We start from the raw sequence: 17,462 nt of genomic DNA, 5'->3' as shown, positions 1-17,462 counted from the left end.
AGAGTGGCAACTCGAGCGCATCGTCGACCAACGGGTATCCCGTGCGAAAACGGACCATCTCGACGACGAGGTGGGCGAATGCCTCCTAGCGGACCCCCGCGTTCGGGCCCTGCGAAGATGTGCCAGAGTTGCCACGTCCGCCCTGTCAGGTCGTACCGTACGGCAACACGGGCGGGACCAGGTGGGACAGCGGGAAGGGGCAGTCGGTTTGACCACGCACGCACCGCAGGCGGCGCAGGCCGTCACGCTGCCCACGACACTGGACGAGGCCGTGGCGGCGCTCGCGGCCATGCCCGCCGCCGTGCCGGTGGCGGGCGGCACCGATCTGATGGCCGCCGTCAACTCCGGGCAGCTCAGGCCGGCCGCGCTGGTCGGCCTCGGCCGCATCAGCGAGATCCGCGGCTGGCAGTACCAGGACGGTCACGCGCTGCTCGGCGCCGGGCTCACGCACGCCCGCATGGGCCGCCCCGACTTCGCCGCCCTCATCCCGGCGCTCGCCGCCGCCGCGCGCGCCGCCGGCCCGCCGCAGATCCGCAACGCGGGCACCCTGGGCGGCAACATCGCCTCCGCCGCCCCCACCGGGGACGCGCTGCCCGTGCTGGCCGCGCTGGAGGCGACCCTGATCATCGCGGGCCCGGGCGGGGTCCGCCGCGAGATGCCGGTCTCGCACCTGCTGGCCGGCATGGAGATGCTCCGCGCGGGCGAACTCATCGGCTACGTGCGCGTGCCGCTGCTGCACGCGCCGCAGGTCTTCCTCAAGGCGACCGGCCGGACCGGGCCGGGCCGGGCGATGGCGTCCGTGTCCCTGGTCCTCGACCCCGCTAGGCGGGGCGTGCGCTGCGCGGTCGGTGCCATCGCGCCGATGCCGCTGCGGCCCCTGGAGGCCGAGCAGTGGGTGGCCTCGCTCATCGACTGGGACAACGGCCGCGCGATCGTCCCGGAGGCGCTCGCCGCCTTCGGCGAGTACGTCGCCGCCGCCTGCATCCCCGACGCGGCCCCGGCCGAGGACGGCTCCGTGCCGCAGCTCCCGCCCGCCGTACTGCACCTGCGGCGCACCGTCGCCGCGCTGGCCCGACGAGCACTGGGGAGGGCGCTGTCGTGACCGACGACCAGCACGGAGAGGACGCGCCCCGGAGCGGCGGACGCTGGGACCCGCTGCCCCAGGGCGACTACGACGACGGCGCGACGGCCTTCGTGAAGCTCCCCGAGGGCGGCATCGACGCGCTGCTGGCCTCGGCCGACAGCCCGCTCGCCGCGCCCGGGCACGGCTATGTGCCGCCGCAGATCACGGTCGCGCCCGCCACCACCGCCGGGACCGACCCGGCGGCCACCGGGAGCTGGGCGCTGCCGTCCGCCCCCGTGGACGGCGCGCAGTGGCACGTCCCGGACGCCGGACAGCAGTACCCCGGGCACCAGGAGTTCACCGGCTACGCGCAGCAGGACCCCTACGGCCAGGCCGCGGGGTACGACCCGCACGCCGGGCACGGCGACCGGTTCACGTACCACCCGGGCGCCACCGGACAGTGGGACTTCTCCGACGCCGCCGCGGACAACGCGGCATCGGACGCCGAGGCGGGGCACGAGGCGCCCGGCCAGGACGTCACCGGGCAGTGGTCCATCCCCGTCGCCGGCGGTGACCTCCCGGACGAGTCGGGAGAGTTCACCGCGTCGTCGCTGGCCGAGCAGTGGGGCGGCACCGCACCGGCCACCCTCCCCGGCGGCGCACCGGCGCCCTGGGCGACCCAGCCGTGGGCGCAGGAGCCGGCCGGGCCGGACCGGGCCGGCGACGACCTGGCCGCCGGGACCGCGCAGGACTCCGCCCCTTCCGCCGGACCCGGGCCCTTCCCCGTCCGGGCGGCGGGCGCGTACCCGCACGCACCCGCGGAGCCCGGCGCCGGGACCGTGCCGCCTGCGCCGTCGGCGGACGGGACGACGACCGGCGAGGCACCGGCCGGCGAGGTACCGGCCGACGGGACGGGTCCCGACGGGACGGGTCCCGACGCGACGAGTCCCGACGGGACGGCGCCGGACGGCATGGCCTCGGACGGCATGCCGTCGGACGGGACAGCCTCCGACGAACCGGCCCCCGACGAGACAGCACCCGGCCAGGGAGCGGTCGACGAGGCCGCGACCGGCGAGGCGGCGACGGACGAGGCCGCGACCGGCGAGGCGCCTGCGGCAGAGGAGGCCCCTGAGGCCCCTGAGGCCGAGGAGGCCCCTGAGGCCCCTGAGGGCTCCGCAGAGCCCCCCGTGGCGCCCACCGGGGACGAGGAGACGGCTCCCGACCCGGAGAGCCCCGAGGCGGCCCCCACCGACCCGGCGCCGTCAGCGGAACCGGTGGCCGCGCAGGAGACGGAGGACGAGCCGCGTCCGGAGCCCCCGGGCTCCGCCGCCCCCGCCGAGCCGGCCCCCGCCGCCCCCGTCGGCCCGCAGGACGAGCACCCCCTCGCCTCCTACGTGCTCCGCGTCAACGGCGCCGACCGCCCCGTCACCGACGCGTGGATCGGCGAGTCCCTGCTGTACGTGCTGCGCGAACGCCTCGGGCTCGCGGGCGCCAAGGACGGCTGCTCGCAGGGCGAGTGCGGGGCCTGCAACGTCCAGGTCGACGGACGGCTGGTCGCCTCCTGCCTGGTCCCGGCCGTCACCGCCGCGGGCAGCGAGGTGCGCACCGTCGAGGGCCTGGCCGCCGACGGGCAGCCGTCGGACGTGCAGCGGGCGCTCGCCCGGTGCGGCGCGGTGCAGTGCGGTTTCTGCGTGCCCGGCATGGCGATGACCGTGCACAACCTCCTGGAGGGCAACCCCGCGCCGACCGACCTGGAGGCCCGGCAGGCCCTGTGCGGCAACCTGTGCCGCTGTTCCGGCTACCGGGGCGTCCTGGATGCGGTCAGGGAGGTCGTCGCCGAGCGTGCGGCCCACTCCGCCGCCGGCGCGGCGGAGGCGGACACCGACGAGCCCCGCATCCCGCACCAGGCGGGCCCTGGAGCCGGCGGGGTCAACGCGTCGGCCTTCGAGTCCCCGGGACCGCCCGGCACACCGGACGCACCCGCGCCGCACGACCAGCCGTACGGCGACGAGCCCTACCCGGAACAGCCGTACGGCGACGAGCCCTACGGGGAGCAGTCCTACGGCGATCACCCCTACGGTGACCGGCCCTACGCGGACCAGCCCTACGACGACCGGTCCCACGGCCAGGACGGAGGCCACGCGTGAGCAACGAGACCGCCACCGCCGAGGCCGCGGGAGCGGCGGAGGCCGTCCCCGCCCCCGAGCCGGTCCCGCACGGCCTCGGCGCCTCCCTGCCGCCCGCCGACGCGCGCGCCAAGACCGAGGGCACCTTCCCGTACGCCGCCGACCTGTGGGCCGAGGGCCTGCTGTGGGCCGCCGTCCTGCGCTCACCGCACCCGCACGCGCGCATCGTGTCCATCGACACCACGCACGCGCGCGAGATGCCCGGCGTCCGCGCGGTCGTCACCCACGAGGACGTGCCCGGCACCCCGCTGCACGGCCGGGGCCGGGCCGACCGCCCCGTGTTCGCCTCCGACGTCGTACGCCACCACGGCGAGCCCATCGCCGCGGTCGCCGCGGACCACCCGGACACCGCCCGGATGGCCGCCGCCGCGGTCATCGTCGAGTACGAGGTGCTCGATCCGGTGACCGACCCCGAGCAGGCCTTCGAGGCCGAGCCGCTGCACCCCGACGGCAACCTGATCCGGCACATCCCGCTGCGGCACGGCGACCCGGAGGCGGCGGGCGAGATCGTCGTCGAGGGCCTGTACCGCATCGGCCGTCAGGACCCGGCCCCCATCGGCGCCGAGGCGGGCCTCGCGGTGCCGCGTCCCGACGGGGGCGTGGAGCTGTACCTGGCCTCCACCGACCCGCACGGCGACCGCGACACGGCCGCCGCGTGCTACGGACTCGAACCCGAACGGGTGAAGATCGTCGTCACCGGCGTGCCCGGTGCCACCGCCGACCGCGAGGACCAGGGTTTCCAGCTGCCGCTCGGCCTGCTGGCGCTGAGGACCGGCTGCCCGGTGAAGCTGACCGCCACCCGCGAGGAGTCCTTCCTCGGTCACGCCCACCGCCACCCCACCCTGCTGCGCTACCGCCACCACGCGGACGCCGAGGGCCGGGTGGTCAAGGTCGAGGCGCAGATCCTCCTCGACGCGGGCGCCTACGCCGACACCTCCTCCGACGCCCTGGCCGCCGCGGTGGCGTTCGCCTGCGGTCCCTACGTCGTCCCGAACGCCTTCATCGAGGGCTGGGCCGTGCGCACCAACAACCCGCCCTCCGGCCACGTCCGGGGCGAGGGGGCCATGCAGGTCTGCGCCGCGTACGAGGCGCAGATGGACAAGATCGCCAAGAGGCTCGGCCTGGACCCGGCCGAGGTGCGGCTGCGCAACGTCCTGGCCACCGGCGACGTTCTGCCCACCGGCCAGACGGTCACCTGCCCGGCACCGGTCGCCGAACTCCTCCAGGCCGTACGGGACGTGCCGCTGCCCGCGCTGCCCAAGGACACGCCCGAGGACGAGTGGCTGCTGCCGGGCGGACCCGAGGGCGCGGGCGAACCGGGGGCGGTGCGCCGGGGCGTCGGCTACGGCATCGGCATGGTGCACATGCTCGGCGCGGAGGGCGCCGACGAGGTCTCCACGGCCACCGTGAAGGTGCAGGACGGCGTGGCGACGGTGCTGTGCGCGGCCGTCGAGACCGGACAGGGCTTCACCACGCTGGCCCGGCAGATCGTGCAGGAGACCCTGGGCGTCGACGAGGTGCACGTGGCGCCCGTCGACACCGACCAGCCGCCGGCCGGCGCGGGCTGCCGGGGCCGGCACACGTGGGTGTCGGGCGGTGCGGTGGAACGGGCGGCCAAGATGGTCCGCACCCAGCTCCTCCAGCCGCTCGCGCACCAGTTCGGGATGTCGACCGAGCTGCTCCAGATCGCCGACGGCAAGATCACCTCGTACGACGGCGTGCTGTCGACCACGGTCGCCGAGTCGCTGGACGGCAAGGAGCTGTGGGCCACCGCCCAGTGCCGTCCGCACCCGACCGAGCCGCTGGACGAGGCGGGCCAGGGCGACGCCTTCGTCGGCATGTCCTTCTGCGCGATCCGCGCGGTGGTGGACGTCGACATCGAGATCGGCTCGGTGCGGGTCGTGGAGCTGGCGGTCGCGCAGGACGTCGGCCGGGTGCTGAACCCGGCCCAGCTGGCCGCGCGGATCGAGGCGGGCGTCACCCAGGGCGTCGGGATCGCGCTGACGGAGAACCTGCGCACCCCGCGCGGCCTGATCCGCCACCCCGACCTGACCGGCTACGCGCTGCCGACGGCCCTCGACGCCCCGGACATCCGGATCGTCAAGCTCGTCGAGGAGCGGGACGTGGTCGCGCCCTTCGGTGCGAAGGCGGTCAGCGCGGTGCCGGTGGTGGCCTCCCCGGCGGCCGTGGCCTCCGCCGTGCGCGCGGCCACGGGCCGCCCGGTGAACCGCCTCCCGATCCGGCCCCAGGCCGCGGTGGTCACCGGCTGAGCGGGGGAGCGAGACGGACGAACAGAGGGGCGGCACCTTTGCGGGGTGCCGCCCCTCTGTTCTGCCTCGTCGGGCGGTGGAGGCCGTGGCGGGATTCGAACCCGCGTCACTCGCTTTGCAGGCGAGCCCCTGGGCCACTCGGGCACACGGCCGTGTTCCGGACTCCGTCGGGGTCCGTGCCGAACTCGGTGACTCGACCGTACGGCGGGTCGGTGAAGGGGCTCAAGGGTTGCGGGGGGCCCCGCAACGCGACTGCCACACGCCGTTCATGAACGGGGGCGGTCGTACGACCAAGGTCCCGGTTCCGCCCCGTCTCCCGACAGGGGTCACAGGGGGCTGCGGCCCTTACTCTGGCCACCATGACCGTCCCTGACCCGCGCGACACCGATGTCGCGGATCCCGCCGGCCCCGGCCCGGCCACCGAGTTCGCCGTTCCCGCCGACACCGTGCTGAGCCGCGCCTACCGGGCGCTGAGCATCGGCATCGTCTCCGTCGTGGTGCTGATCGCCTTCGAGGCGACGGCGGTCGGCACGGCGATGCCGGTCGCGGCACGGGAGCTGGACGGGGTGTCGCTGTACGCGTTCGCGTTCTCGGGGTACTTCACGACCAGCCTGTTCGGCATGGTGCTCTCCGGGCAGTGGTCGGACCGGCGGGGGCCGCTGGGGCCGCTGACCGGCGGGATCGCCGCCTTCGCCGCCGGGCTGCTGCTGTCCGGGACGGCCGGTGCGATGTGGCTGTTCATCCTCGGACGGGCCGTGCAGGGACTCGGCGGCGGGCTGGTGATCGTCGCGCTGTACGTCGTCGTCGGGCGGGCCTACCCCGAGCGGCTGCGGCCCGCGATCATGGCGGCGTTCGCGGCAGGCTGGGTCGTGCCGTCCGTCGTCGGACCGCTGGCCTCCGGCGCCGTCACCGAGCACCTCGGCTGGCGGTGGGTGTTCGTCGGCATCCCGGTGCTGGTGGTCTTCCCGCTGGCGCTCGCACTGCCCCAGATACGCAGCCGGGCGGCGGGCCCGGTGGGAGGAGCGGACGCGGGGGAGGGGCCCGCCTCCTTCGACCGGCGCCGCATCCGCCTCGCCCTCGGCATCTCCCTGGGCGCGGGACTCCTCCAGTACGCCGCCCAGGACCTGCGCTGGATCTCGCTGCTGCCCGGTGCGGCCGGCGTCGCGCTGCTCGTCCCGGCCGTCCTCGGACTGCTCCCGCGCGGCACCTACCGGGCGGCGCGCGGCCTGCCCTCCGTGGTCCTGCTGCGCGGCGTCGCCGCCGGGTCCTTCATCGCCGCCGAGTCCTTCGTGCCGCTGATGCTGGTCACGCAGCGGGGACTCAGCCCGACGCTGGCCGGGCTCTCGCTGGCGGCGGGCGGTGCCACGTGGGCGGCCGGCTCCTGGCTCCAGTCCCGGCCCCGCCTGGAGCCCCACCGGGACCGGCTGATGACGCTGGGCATGGTGCTGGTCGCGGCGGCCATCGCCACCGCACCGAGCGTGCTGATCGACGCCGTGCCCGTCTGGACGGTCGCCGTGGCCTGGGGCTTCGGCTGCCTCGGCATGGGCCTGGTGATCTCCTCCACCAGTGTGCTGCTGCTCCAGCTGTCCGCCCCCGAGGAGGCCGGCACCAACTCCGCCGCCCTCCAGATCTCCGACGGCCTGTCCAACGTGATCCTGCTGGCCGCCGGCGGAGCGGCCTTCGCGGCCCTGGGCGGCGGCACGGTCAGCCACGCGGCGACGGAGGCCACGGGCTCCCACCCGACCGCGTTCGCGGCGGTGTTCCTGCCCATGGCGGGCGTGGCCCTGGCGGGCGCGTGGGTGACGACGCGGCTGCGGGCAGCTTCCTGACTGGTACCAGACTGACCCCAGCCTGGTGGTACCGTTTTGGTATGGCCATGAACCTGCGTCTTCGCGACGACCAGACGGAAGCCCTGAAGCTGCGCGCCGAGGAGGAGGGGGTCAGCATGCACGCGATACTGCTCCGAGCCGTGGACGACTACCTGGCCCGCACGGCGCACGAGGCTCTCGTCCGCAAGGCCGCCAAGGAGCAGACCGCGAAATGGGCCGAGTTGCTGGAGCGCCTCAAGTGACCTGCGTCTACTTGTCGGCGGAGGACGTCCTCGTCATCGCCGATCTCGCCGTCGACGACCAGAACGTCGTCGTACGCGACGCCGGACTGCTGGAGTCGGCCGTGCACCGTCCGGCGGCGGCCATGTTCGGGCAGGAGGCGTACGCGGACCTGTTCGGCAAGGCCGCGGCGCTGCTGCAGTCACTCGCGGTGAACCACCCCTTCGTCGACGGCAACAAGCGAACGGCGTGGACCTCGTGCGTCGTTTTCCTGGCGATGAACGGTGTCGAGCTGCGTCCGGACATCGACGCCGCCGAGCGCTTGGTCATCGCGGTGGCCACTGGCGCGGAGGACGAGATCAAGGTCATTTCCGAGGCGCTGCGAGACCTGTCCTGACCTCGGTGTGACCTCGGTCCCACCCCGCCCCGCCCCGGCCCCGTCCGGGCGGGGCACCTCCCGGCCGCCGGTAGGGTGGCCCGGTTGTCATACGTGGCCGAGCCGTTCTACCCCCTTCGGAGACCGTGACTACCACCGCCAGCTCCAGCCCTTCGCACCACCTCTCCCCGGCCTTCCCCGGCCGCGCCCCGTGGGGCACCGCCAGCAAGCTGCGGGCCTGGCAGCAGGGGGCGATGGAGAAGTACCTCCAGGAGCAGCCCCGGGACTTCCTGGCGGTTGCCACCCCCGGCGCCGGAAAGACGACGTTCGCGCTGACGCTGGCGTCCTGGCTGCTGCACCACCACGTCGTGCAGCAGGTGACCGTGGTCGCGCCCACCGAGCACCTGAAGAAGCAGTGGGCGGAGGCCGCGGCCCGGATAGGCATCAAACTCGACCCCGAGTACAGCGCGGGCCCGCTCAGCCGCGAGTACCAGGGCATCGCCATCACGTACGCCGGTGTCGGCGTCCGGCCCATGCTGCACCGCAACCGCGTCGAGCAGCGCAAGACCCTCGTGATCCTCGACGAGATCCACCACGCCGGCGACTCCAAGTCCTGGGGCGAGGCCTGTCTGGAGGCCTTCGAGCCGGCCACCCGGCGCCTCGCCCTGACGGGTACGCCCTTCCGGTCCGACACCAACCCGATCCCCTTCGTCACGTACGAGGAGGGCAACGACGGCATCCGCCGCTCCGCCGCCGACTACACGTACGGCTACGGGTCCGCGCTCGCCGACGGCGTCGTGCGCCCCGTCATCTTCATGAGCTACAGCGGCAACATGCGCTGGCGCACCAAGGCCGGCGACGAGATCGCCGCCCGGCTCGGCGAGCCCATGACCAAGGACGCCGTCAGCCAGGCGTGGCGCACCGCGCTTGACCCGCGCGGCGAGTGGATGCCGGCCGTGCTGCGCGCCGCCGACCAGCGGCTCACCGAGGTCAGGAAGGCCATCCCGGACGCCGGCGCCCTCGTCATCGCCGCGGACCAGGACTCCGCCCGCGCCTACGCCAAGCTGATCCGGGAGATCACCGGCAGCAAGGCCACCGTCGTGCTCTCCGACGACACCGGCGCCTCCAAGAACATCGACGCGTTCAGCCAGAGCACCGACCGGTGGATGGTCGCCGTCCGCATGGTGTCCGAGGGCGTGGACGTCCCGCGGCTGGCGGTCGGCGTGTACGCCACGACGATCTCGACGCCGCTGTTCTTCGCGCAGGCCGTCGGCCGCTTCGTACGGTCCCGGCGGCGCGGCGAGACCGCGTCCGTCTTCCTGCCGACCGTGCCCGACCTGCTCACCTTCGCCAACGAGATGGAGCGCGAGCGCGACCACGTCCTCGACAAGCCCAAGAAGGAGGGTGAGGAGGACCCCTACGCCGAGTCCGAGAAGGAGATGGACGAGGCGAACCGGGAGCAGGACGAGGACACCGGCGAGCAGGACATGCTGCCCTTCGAGGCGCTGGAGTCCGACGCCGTCTTCGACCGGGTCATGTACAACGGGGCCGAGTTCGGCATGCAGGCCCACCCGGGGAGCGAGGAGGAGCAGGACTACCTCGGCATCCCCGGGCTGCTGGAGCCCGACCAGGTGCAACTGCTGCTCCAGAAGCGGCAGGCGCGGCAGATCGCGCACAGCCGCAAGAAGCCCGACGACGAGGCCGACCTGCTCGAACTGCCCGCCGAACGGCGCCCGGTCGTCTCGCACAAGGAGATGATGGAGCTGCGCAAGCAGCTCAACACCATGGTCGGCGCCTACGTCCACCAGAGCGGCAAGCCCCACGGCGTGATCCACACCGAGCTGCGCCGCGTGTGCGGCGGCCCGCCCAGCGCCGAGGCCACCGCCGGGCAACTGCGCCAGCGCATCGCCAAGGTGCAGGAGTGGGCGACGCGCATGAAGTGACACGGCGGGGTGAGTGAACCACAGCGCGTGCTGTACGTATGGGGACAAACACGGTCGGTTTCCGCAGGTTACTGACCGGATTCTGGACGGAGCCTTCCGCTGAGCGGACCGGCTCGCTACTGTCCCGCTACGCACGCCCCGTGGCAGCGCCGCCGCGGAGCGCAGCCGTGAAGCGACTGGGCCCGGGCACAAGGCCGGGCCGTCAGCCGATCGGCGGCCTCTGAAGCGCGTGACCGACGGGACTCGGTGACGCATCCGCCGCGAGGGGACCGCCGACCTCACCACTAAGGAGTGGGCGTCGTGACCGCGGAGACCTCTCAGACGCTCGACCGGGGACTGCGTGTCCTCAAACTGCTGGCCGATACGGACCACGGGCTGACCGTCACCGAGCTGTCCCACAAACTGGGCGTCAACCGGACCGTTGTGTACCGGTTGCTCGCCACGCTGGAGCAGCACGCGCTGGTACGCCGTGACCTGGGCGGACGTGCCCGGGTCGGGCTGGGGGTGCTGGGGCTTGGCCGCCAGGTGCACCCGCTGGTGCGCGAGGCGGCGATGCCGGCGCTGCGGTCGCTGGCCGAGGACATCGGGGCGACCGCCCATCTGACGCTGGTGGACGGGGCGGAGGCGCTCGCCGTGGCCGTCGTCGAGCCGACCTGGACGGACTACCACGTGGCCTATCGGGCCGGGTTCCGGCATCCGCTGGAGCGGGGGGCCGCGGGGAAGGCGATCCTGTCCGCCCGGCAGAAGGTCGCCGTGGCGGAGCCCGGGCCCGGGTACACGCTGACGCACGGGGAGCTGGAGGCGGGGGCCTGCGGGGCCGCGGCGCCGCTGCTCGGGGTGACGGGGGTGGAGGGCAGCGTGGGGGTCGTGATGCTGTCCGAGGTGGTGCCGGAGCGGGTGGGGACGCGGGTGATGGAGGCGGCGCGGGAGGTGGCGGAGGCGCTGCGGTGACGTGGCCGTCGGCTGGGCGGGGCGTCTTCGGGGGCCTGCGCCCGGCGTGTTCGCGGACCGCGGGGCGGGTTCGCGTGGCCCGGCGCTGCCACTGCGCCGACGGCGCCGGTGCGGGCCGGGTGGGTCGCGTTGCCCGGCGCTGCCGGGGTGCCGCTGCGCCCACCCGTGCCGCCCCAGGGGGTACCTCCCAGGCCGTTCAGGCACTGGGGGAGGCACGACTGCCCGTAGCTGCGGTGGCTTCCGCGGCTGCCCGCGGCAGCGTGGCCGCGGGCGCACGTTAGATTTGCCTCGTGCTTTCTCGTCTCTCGCGGCCCAAGGCTGTCGCCGTCTGTGCCCTGCCCGTCGTGGGGCTGTTCGCCACCGCGGTGTTCGCGCCCCTGCCGTTCTCCGTCGCGCAGCCGGGGTCGACGGCGAACGTGCTCGCGACGTACCAGGGCGACGAGGTGATCACCATCTCGGGCGCGCCGACCCGGGACACCGCGGGCCAGCTGCGGATGACGACGATCGTGGCGACCGGCCCCGACGCGCGGGTCTCCCTCGGTGACGTGCTGGGCAACTGGTTCGACACCGACCGGGCGGTCATGCCCCGGGACGCCGTCTACCCCGAGGGCGACGACGTCAAGGAGATCGAGAAGTACAACCTGAACCAGATGCGGGAGTCCCAGGACACGGCGACGACGGCCGCGCTGGACTACCTGGATCTCGACCCGTCCGACGTGAACGTCCAGCTGGACCTCGGGGACGTCGGCGGCCCCAGCGCCGGCCTGCTGCTCTCCCTCGGCATCGTCGACAAGCTGGCCGGCGACGGCAGCGGTGGCGACCTGACCGGCGGCCGGAACATCGCCGGCACCGGCACGATCAGCGCCGGCGGCAAGGTCGGCGCCGTCGGCGGGGTGCCGCTGAAGACGCAGGCGGCCCGGCGGGACGGTGCCACCGTCTTCCTGGTGCCGAAGGACGAGTGCTCGGACGCGCAGGCCGAGCTGCCCGCGGGGCTGCGGCTGGTCCCGGTGACCTCTCTGAAGGGCGCGGTCGACGCGCTGCGGGCGCTGAACTCGGGCAGGGGCGAGGTCCCCTCCTGCTGAGCCGCGCTCAGCCCTCCTTCACGAAGCCCTTCTCCTTCATCCAGTCCAGCGCCACCTGGTGCGGGTCCTCACCGTCGACGTCGACCTTCGCGTTCAGGGTCTGCGCGACGTCGTTGTCCAGCGCCTTGGTGACGGGCGCGAGGACGGACGCGATCGCCGGCCACTTCTTCAGGGTGGCGGTCCTGACCATGGGCGCGGCGTTGTAGTTCGGGAAGAACTTCTTGTCGTCCGCCATCACCACCAGGTTCATCGACTTGATCCGCCCGTCGGTGGTGAACACCTCGCCGTAGGTGCAGGCGCCCTTCGCCGTCTGCGTGTAGATGATCCCGGTGTCCATCTGGGTGATGTTCCGCTGCGGGATGCTCATCCCGTACGCCTTCTCCAGGCCCGGCAGGCCGTCCGCGCGGTTGGCGAACTCGCCCTCCACGCACAGCGTCACGGCGGCGGGGTCCTTCTCGGACAGCTCCGCCACCTGCGACAGCGTCCTGGTGCGGTACTTGCGGTAGTTGGCCTGGTTCATCGCCAGCGCGTAGGTGTTGTTCATCGGCGCCGGCGGCAGCCACGTCAGCCCCTTCTTTGCGTCCGCGTCCTTCACCGCCTCCCACTGCTGCCGCGGATCGGGGATCGGCTCGCTGTTGCCGAGGTAGGTGATCCAGGCGGTGCCCGTGTACTCGTACGTGGCGTCCCCGTCACCGTTCTCCACCGCCGCGCGGGTGCCGACGGAGCCCTGGATGCCGGTGCGGTCCAGCACGTTCGCGCCCGCCGCCTCGAAGGCGATGCCCATGATCGCGCCGAGGATCAGCTGCTCGGTGAACTCCTTGGAGACGACGGTGAGGTCGGCGCCCTCCAGGGGCCGGCCCCGCCCGACCGTGCCGGGCTTGACGTCGTCCACCATGGGGGAGCCGCTGGTCAGGCCGCAGCCGGAGGCGGCCACCAGGACCGCCGCGGCCAGCAGGCACGTACGCCGCCTCATGTGCCCACCTCCAGGCCGCGGGGCCGCAGCAGCAGCTCGGCGAGCGAGGCCAGCCAGTCCACCAGCAGCGCCAGGGCGACGGTGAGGACGGAGCCCAGCACGAGCACCGGCATGCGCTGGCTGGTGATGCCGGTGGTGATCAGGACGCCGAGGCCGCCGCCGCCCCCGAACACGGCGAGCGTCGCCGTTCCGACGTTCAGCACCAGGGCGGTGCGCACCCCGGCCAGGATCAGCGGGACGGCCAGCGGCAGCTCCACCCGGGTGAGCACGCCCGTGGGGGACATGCCGATGCCGCGGGCCGCCTCCAGCAGCGTCGGGTCGTTGGCCTTCAGGCCCGCGATGGTGTTGGAGAGCACCGGCAGGATCGCGTAGATGATGATGCCGATCAGCGCCGACCGGCGGCCGATGCCGAGCCAGATCACCAGCAGGGCCAGCAGACCCAGTGCCGGGGTCGCCTGGCCCATGTTGGCGAAGGCCATCGCCACCGGGGTGGCCTTCCGGAACGTCCTGCGGGTCAGGAGGATCCCCAGCGGAATGGCGATGATCAGCACGAAGAACGTGGAGATCGCGGTCAGCTGGATGTGCTGCCACAGGGCCTTGGTGACCGCGCCGCGTGCCAGGGCGTTCTCGCTGAGCGCGTCCAGGGACGCCTGCCGGAACCACAGCCAGGTCGCGAGCAGCACCAGGACGAGCACCACCGGCAGCACGGTCAGCTTCCGCCAGGTGACCCGCGGGGCGCTCGCCGCCCCGGGCTCGGGCGGGCGGGGCTCGTGCTCGCTGTCGCCGTCGTCCGGGGCGGTGAGCGCCCCCTCGCTCCCGTCCTCGTCACGCCGGCCCGTCGGTGCACTCACGCCTTCGCCGCCCCTCCGAAGCCCTCCTGCTCGGTGTGCGTCCGCTCGGCCCGGGCCTCCTCCAGGTCGTGGCGGTGCTCCAGAGCGTCCAGCCGGTCGGCCTCCAGCAGCTCCTGCACCGAGTTCATCAGCGTCTCCATGTCGACGACGCCCGTGTACTCGCCCCGCCGCCCGGTGACCGCGACCCGGCCGGCGTTGTCGGTGAGCACCGCCTCCAGGGCGTCCCGCAGCGTCGCGTCCCGGGTCACCGTGTCGCTGACCAGCGTCCCGGCCCGGGCGAGCGAGCCCTTGGCCCGCATCAGGTCGCCCCGCCGCAGCCACTTGTAGGGGCGGCCGCGCCGGTCCAGCAGCAGGATCTCGTTGGTGCCGCCCGCCCGCAGCCGGTCGAAGATGTGCTGGAGCGGGTCCTCCACGGTCACCGTCGGGTAGTCGGTGATCTCCACGTCCCGCACCCGGGTCAGGTTCAGCCGCTTCAGCGCGGCACCGGCACCCACGAAACCGGAGACGAAGTCGTCGGCCGGGTTGGTGAGGATCGCCTCCGGGGTGTCGAACTGGGCGATGTGGGACTGCTCGCGCAGCACGGCGATCCGGTCGCCCAGCTTGATCGCCTCGTCGAAGTCGTGGGTGACGAAGACGATGGTCTTGTGCAGCTCGTGCTGGAGCCGGATCAGCTCGTCCTGGAGGTGGTCCCGGGTGATCGGGTCGACCGCGCCGAACGGCTCGTCCATCAGCAGCACCGGCGGATCGGCCGCCAGCGCCCGGGCCACGCCGACCCGCTGCTGCTGACCGCCGGACAGCTGGCGGGGATAGCGGTCGTGGAACTCCCCGGGGTCCAGCCCGACCAGGTCGAGCATCTCCTCCACCCGGGAGCGGATCCGCGCCTTGGGCCAGCCGATCATCCGGGGCACCAGCCCGATGTTCTGGGCGACGGTCATGTGCGGGAAGAGACCGGAGGACTGGATCGCGTAACCGACCTTCCGGCGCAGTTTCACCGGGTCGATGTCGGTGACGTCCTCGCCGTCGATGCGGATGCGTCCGCCGCTCGGCTCGATCAGCCGGTTGATCATCTTCAGCGTCGTGGACTTCCCGCAGCCCGACGGGCCGACGAAGATGACCGTCTCGCCCGCCTTGATCTCCATGGAGACGTTGTCCACGGCGGGCACCTGGCTGCCGGGATACCGCTTGGTCAGGTTCTCCAGCTCGATGGTCGCGCCCGTCGCGCCCGTGGTGCCCGGGGTGTCCGGCGCGTCGGCGGAGGTGGTCTCGGACGTCTCAGACACGGATCCCCCGGGAGATGGTCAGCCGGCCCAGCAGCACGTAGGCGGCGTCGAACAGCAGGGCCAGGACGATGATGCCGAGCGTGCCCGCGAGCACCTGGTTGAGCGCGTTCTTGCTGCCCAGCGACGCGATCCCGCGGAAGATCTCGTTGCCGAGGCCGGGCCCGGAGGCGAACGCGGCGATCGCCGCGATGCCCATCAGCATCTGCGTCGAGACCCGGATGCCGGTCAGGATCGGCGGCCAGGCCAGCGGCAGCTCCACCCGCAGCAGCCGCGCCGTCCGCGACATCCCGATGCCCTTGGCCGCGTCCACCAGCGCCGGGTCGACGCCGCGCAGCCCGACGATCGCGTTGCGCACGATGGGCAGCAGCCCGTACAGGGTCAGCGCGGTCACCGTCGGCGGGACGCCCAGCCCGACCACCGGGATGAGCAGACCGATCATCGCCAGGGACGGAATGGTCAGGATCGTCGCGGTGGTGAGCGTCGCCAGGTTCCCCGCCCACTCGCTGCGATAGGTGACGACACCGATCAGCACCCCGATCAGCGTCGCCACCACCATGCACTGGAAGACGGCACTGGCGTGCTGGTAGGCGTCGGTGAGCAGCTGCTGGTGACGGCTGGCGAGGAACTCCCAGAAGTTCACGTCCGCTCACCTCCGCGGTCGGCCGGTCTCACTCACGTCGTCGGTCGCGGTCCTCGGCCGCCTGCTCCACCAGCGGGATGATCCGCAGCGGAACCGGGTTCTCCATCACGATCGCCGTGGCGGCCCGGACGATGCCATCAAAACCGACAACCCGGTCGATCACCCGTTGGAGATCGGCGTTCGAGCGGGCCACCAGCCGGCACAGCATGTCACCGGTACCGGTCGTGGTGTGCAGCTCCAGCACCTCCGGCACGCTCGCCAAGTGCGCCCGGACGTCGGGACCTTGACCCTGCCGGATCTCCAGCGTCGCGAACGCCGTCACCGGGTAGCCGAGCGCCGCCGGGTCCACCTCCGGACCGAATCCGCGGATGACTCCGTTCGACTGAAGCCGGTCCAGCCGCGCCTGCGCCGTGCCGCGCGCCACCCCCAGCCGCCGGGACATCTCCAGCACCCCGATCCGGGGCTCCCGCGCCAGCAGCCCGATGATCCGCCCGTCCAGTCGGTCGATCCCCATCCCCGCGCCCCTCCCGGCTGGTCATCCTGTACAGATCGCCCGCCGCGACCGGCGTCCGACTGGGCAGGGTGCCCAGTGAAAACGCAAACTATTGCGCACCTTGCGGACGCGGGAGACCCTGCGGCTATGACGCAGACCACACACCACACTCCCGACACCGCCCGGCAGGCCGACCCCTTCCCGGTCAAGGGAATGGACGCGGTCGTCTTCGCCGTGGGCAACGCCAAGCAGGCCGCGCACTACTACTCCACGGCCTTCGGCATGCGGCTGGTCGCCTACTCCGGACCGGAGAACGGCAGCCGCGAGACAGCCAGCTACGTCCTGGAGAACGGCTCCGCCCGCTTCGTGTTCACCTCGGTGATCAAACCGGCCACCGAGTGGGGCCGCTTCCTCGCCCAGCACGTGGCCGAGCACGGCGACGGCGTCGTCGACCTCGCCATCGAGGTCCCGGACGCGCGCGCCGCCCACGCCTACGCCGTCGAGCACGGCGCCCGCTCGATCGCGGAGCCCTACGAGGTCAAGGACGAGCACGGCACCGTCGTCCTCGCCGCCATCGCCACCTACGGCGAGACCCGCCACACCCTGGTCGAGCGCACCGGCTACGACGGCCCCTACCTGCCCGGCTACGCCACCGCCCGGCCGATCGTCGAGCCGCCCGCGCAGCGCACCTTCCAGGCCGTGGACCACTGCGTCGGCAACGTCGAACTCGGCCGCATGAACGAGTGGGTCGGCTTCTACAACAAGGTCATGGGCTTCACGAACATGAAGGAGTTCGTGGGCGACGACATCGCCACCGAGTACAGCGCGCTGATGTCCAAGGTCGTCGCCGACGGCACGCTCAAGGTCAAGTTCCCGATCAACGAGCCCGCCGTCGCCAAGAAGAAGTCCCAGATCGACGAGTACCTGGAGTTCTACGGCGGCGCCGGCGTCCAGCACATCGCGCTGAACACCAACGACATCGTGCAGTCCGTGCGCACGATGAAGGCGGCCGGCGTCGAGTTCCTGGACACGCCCGACTCGTACTACGACACGCTCGGCGAGTGGGCCGGCGAGACCCGCGTACCGGTCGAGATCCTGCGGGAGCTCAAGATCCTCGTCGACCGCGACGAGGACGGCTACCTGCTGCAGATCTTCACCAAGCCGGTCCAGGACCGTCCGACCGTCTTCTTCGAGATGATCGAACGCCACGGCTCGATGGGCTTCGGCAAGGGCAACTTCAAGGCCCTGTTCGAGGCGATCGAGCGCGAGCAGGAGAAGCGCGGCAACCTCTGACGGCCGCGAGCGG

The 17,462-nt window shown here is 73.0% G+C and carries 15 protein-coding genes and 1 tRNA gene; 10 read left to right on the top strand and 6 right to left on the bottom strand.

Annotation, left to right across the window (positions count from 1 at the left end; genetic code table 11):
* Positions 1–208: 208 nt before the first annotated feature.
* From ACGF3H_RS05550 to ACGF3H_RS05540, 3 genes are read left to right on the top strand one after another with little or no spacing between them, the layout of a single operon-like run.
* Positions 209–1,102, top strand: a complete 894-nt coding sequence (locus tag ACGF3H_RS05550; RefSeq protein WP_362497301.1) for an FAD binding domain-containing protein — start codon at positions 209–211, stop codon at positions 1,100–1,102.
* Entirely contained in the window at positions 1,099–3,210 is a 2,112-nt protein-coding gene (locus ACGF3H_RS05545) for a 2Fe-2S iron-sulfur cluster-binding protein (protein WP_362497299.1), read from the top strand. The genes ACGF3H_RS05550 and ACGF3H_RS05545 overlap by 4 nt, the downstream gene beginning before the upstream one ends.
* Entirely contained in the window at positions 3,207–5,519 is a 2,313-nt protein-coding gene (locus ACGF3H_RS05540; RefSeq protein ID WP_362497297.1) for a molybdopterin cofactor-binding domain-containing protein, read from the top strand. The genes ACGF3H_RS05545 and ACGF3H_RS05540 overlap by 4 nt, the downstream gene beginning before the upstream one ends.
* A gap of 77 nt (positions 5,520–5,596) precedes the next feature.
* On the opposite strand, the gene ACGF3H_RS05535 is transcribed toward ACGF3H_RS05540, so the two are convergent.
* A tRNA-Cys gene (locus ACGF3H_RS05535) sits at positions 5,597–5,671 on the bottom strand.
* Between the two features lie 207 nt (positions 5,672–5,878).
* Here ACGF3H_RS05535 and ACGF3H_RS05530 point away from each other — a divergent pair.
* The 6 genes from ACGF3H_RS05530 (at position 5,879) to ACGF3H_RS05505 (ending at position 11,919) form a co-directional block, all read left to right on the top strand.
* Positions 5,879–7,348 (top strand): MFS transporter, encoded by a 1,470-nt coding sequence (locus ACGF3H_RS05530; protein ID WP_362497294.1) that lies wholly within the window; start codon positions 5,879–5,881, stop codon positions 7,346–7,348.
* A gap of 41 nt (positions 7,349–7,389) precedes the next feature.
* A complete protein-coding gene (locus ACGF3H_RS05525; RefSeq protein WP_016826066.1) occupies positions 7,390–7,590 on the top strand; it encodes a ribbon-helix-helix protein, CopG family in 201 nt (66 codons plus the stop codon).
* Positions 7,587–7,964, top strand: coding sequence for a type II toxin-antitoxin system death-on-curing family toxin (locus tag ACGF3H_RS05520; protein WP_362497290.1), 378 nt, complete (start codon positions 7,587–7,589; stop codon positions 7,962–7,964). Before ACGF3H_RS05525 ends, ACGF3H_RS05520 begins: the two co-directional genes overlap by 4 nt.
* Before the next feature lie 125 nt (positions 7,965–8,089).
* Positions 8,090–9,886, top strand: coding sequence for a DEAD/DEAH box helicase (locus ACGF3H_RS05515; protein WP_350722591.1), 1,797 nt, complete (start codon positions 8,090–8,092; stop codon positions 9,884–9,886).
* A gap of 300 nt (positions 9,887–10,186) precedes the next feature.
* Complete coding sequence (locus ACGF3H_RS05510) at positions 10,187–10,837, top strand: IclR family transcriptional regulator (protein WP_239766312.1); 651 nt, start codon at positions 10,187–10,189, stop codon at positions 10,835–10,837.
* A 290-nt stretch (positions 10,838–11,127) separates the two neighbouring features.
* The gene (locus ACGF3H_RS05505) at positions 11,128–11,919 is read left to right on the top strand and encodes a S16 family serine protease (protein WP_362497286.1); all 792 of its coding nucleotides are present in this window, start codon (positions 11,128–11,130) and stop codon (positions 11,917–11,919) included.
* Positions 11,920–11,926: 7 nt separating this feature from the next.
* On the opposite strand, the gene ACGF3H_RS05500 is transcribed toward ACGF3H_RS05505, so the two are convergent.
* Genes ACGF3H_RS05500 through ACGF3H_RS05480 form a run of 5 tightly spaced genes read right to left on the bottom strand, consistent with a single transcriptional unit; the run spans position 11,927 to position 16,177 of the window.
* Positions 11,927–12,892 carry a glycine betaine ABC transporter substrate-binding protein gene (locus tag ACGF3H_RS05500; RefSeq protein ID WP_362497283.1) on the bottom strand — a complete coding sequence of 322 codons (966 nt, stop codon included), beginning with the start codon at positions 12,890–12,892 and terminating at the stop codon, positions 11,927–11,929.
* Positions 12,889–13,743 (bottom strand): ABC transporter permease, encoded by an 855-nt coding sequence (locus tag ACGF3H_RS05495; RefSeq protein WP_362497280.1) that lies wholly within the window; start codon positions 13,741–13,743, stop codon positions 12,889–12,891. The genes ACGF3H_RS05500 and ACGF3H_RS05495 overlap by 4 nt, the downstream gene beginning before the upstream one ends.
* Positions 13,740–15,023 carry a betaine/proline/choline family ABC transporter ATP-binding protein gene (locus tag ACGF3H_RS05490; RefSeq protein WP_393816457.1) on the bottom strand — a complete coding sequence of 428 codons (1,284 nt, stop codon included), beginning with the start codon at positions 15,021–15,023 and terminating at the stop codon, positions 13,740–13,742. Before ACGF3H_RS05490 ends, ACGF3H_RS05495 begins: the two co-directional genes overlap by 4 nt.
* Complete coding sequence (locus tag ACGF3H_RS05485) at positions 15,016–15,663, bottom strand: ABC transporter permease (RefSeq protein WP_362497277.1); 648 nt, start codon at positions 15,661–15,663, stop codon at positions 15,016–15,018. Before ACGF3H_RS05485 ends, ACGF3H_RS05490 begins: the two co-directional genes overlap by 8 nt.
* A 28-nt stretch (positions 15,664–15,691) precedes the next feature.
* Entirely contained in the window at positions 15,692–16,177 is a 486-nt protein-coding gene (locus tag ACGF3H_RS05480; RefSeq protein ID WP_362497274.1) for an Lrp/AsnC family transcriptional regulator, read from the bottom strand.
* 126 nt (positions 16,178–16,303) lie between these two features.
* Here ACGF3H_RS05480 and hppD point away from each other — a divergent pair, with 126 nt between their 5' ends.
* Positions 16,304–17,449 (top strand): 4-hydroxyphenylpyruvate dioxygenase, encoded by a 1,146-nt coding sequence (gene hppD, locus ACGF3H_RS05475; RefSeq protein WP_362497271.1) that lies wholly within the window; start codon positions 16,304–16,306, stop codon positions 17,447–17,449.
* Positions 17,450–17,462 lie beyond the last annotated feature (13 nt).

It is taken from the genome of Streptomyces sp. NPDC048185 (assembly GCF_043202495.1).
Lineage (GTDB): Bacteria > Actinomycetota > Actinomycetes > Streptomycetales > Streptomycetaceae > Streptomyces.
The sequence above is the reverse complement of the archived record's forward strand: the minus strand, read 5'-3'. Positions and strand labels throughout refer to the sequence as shown.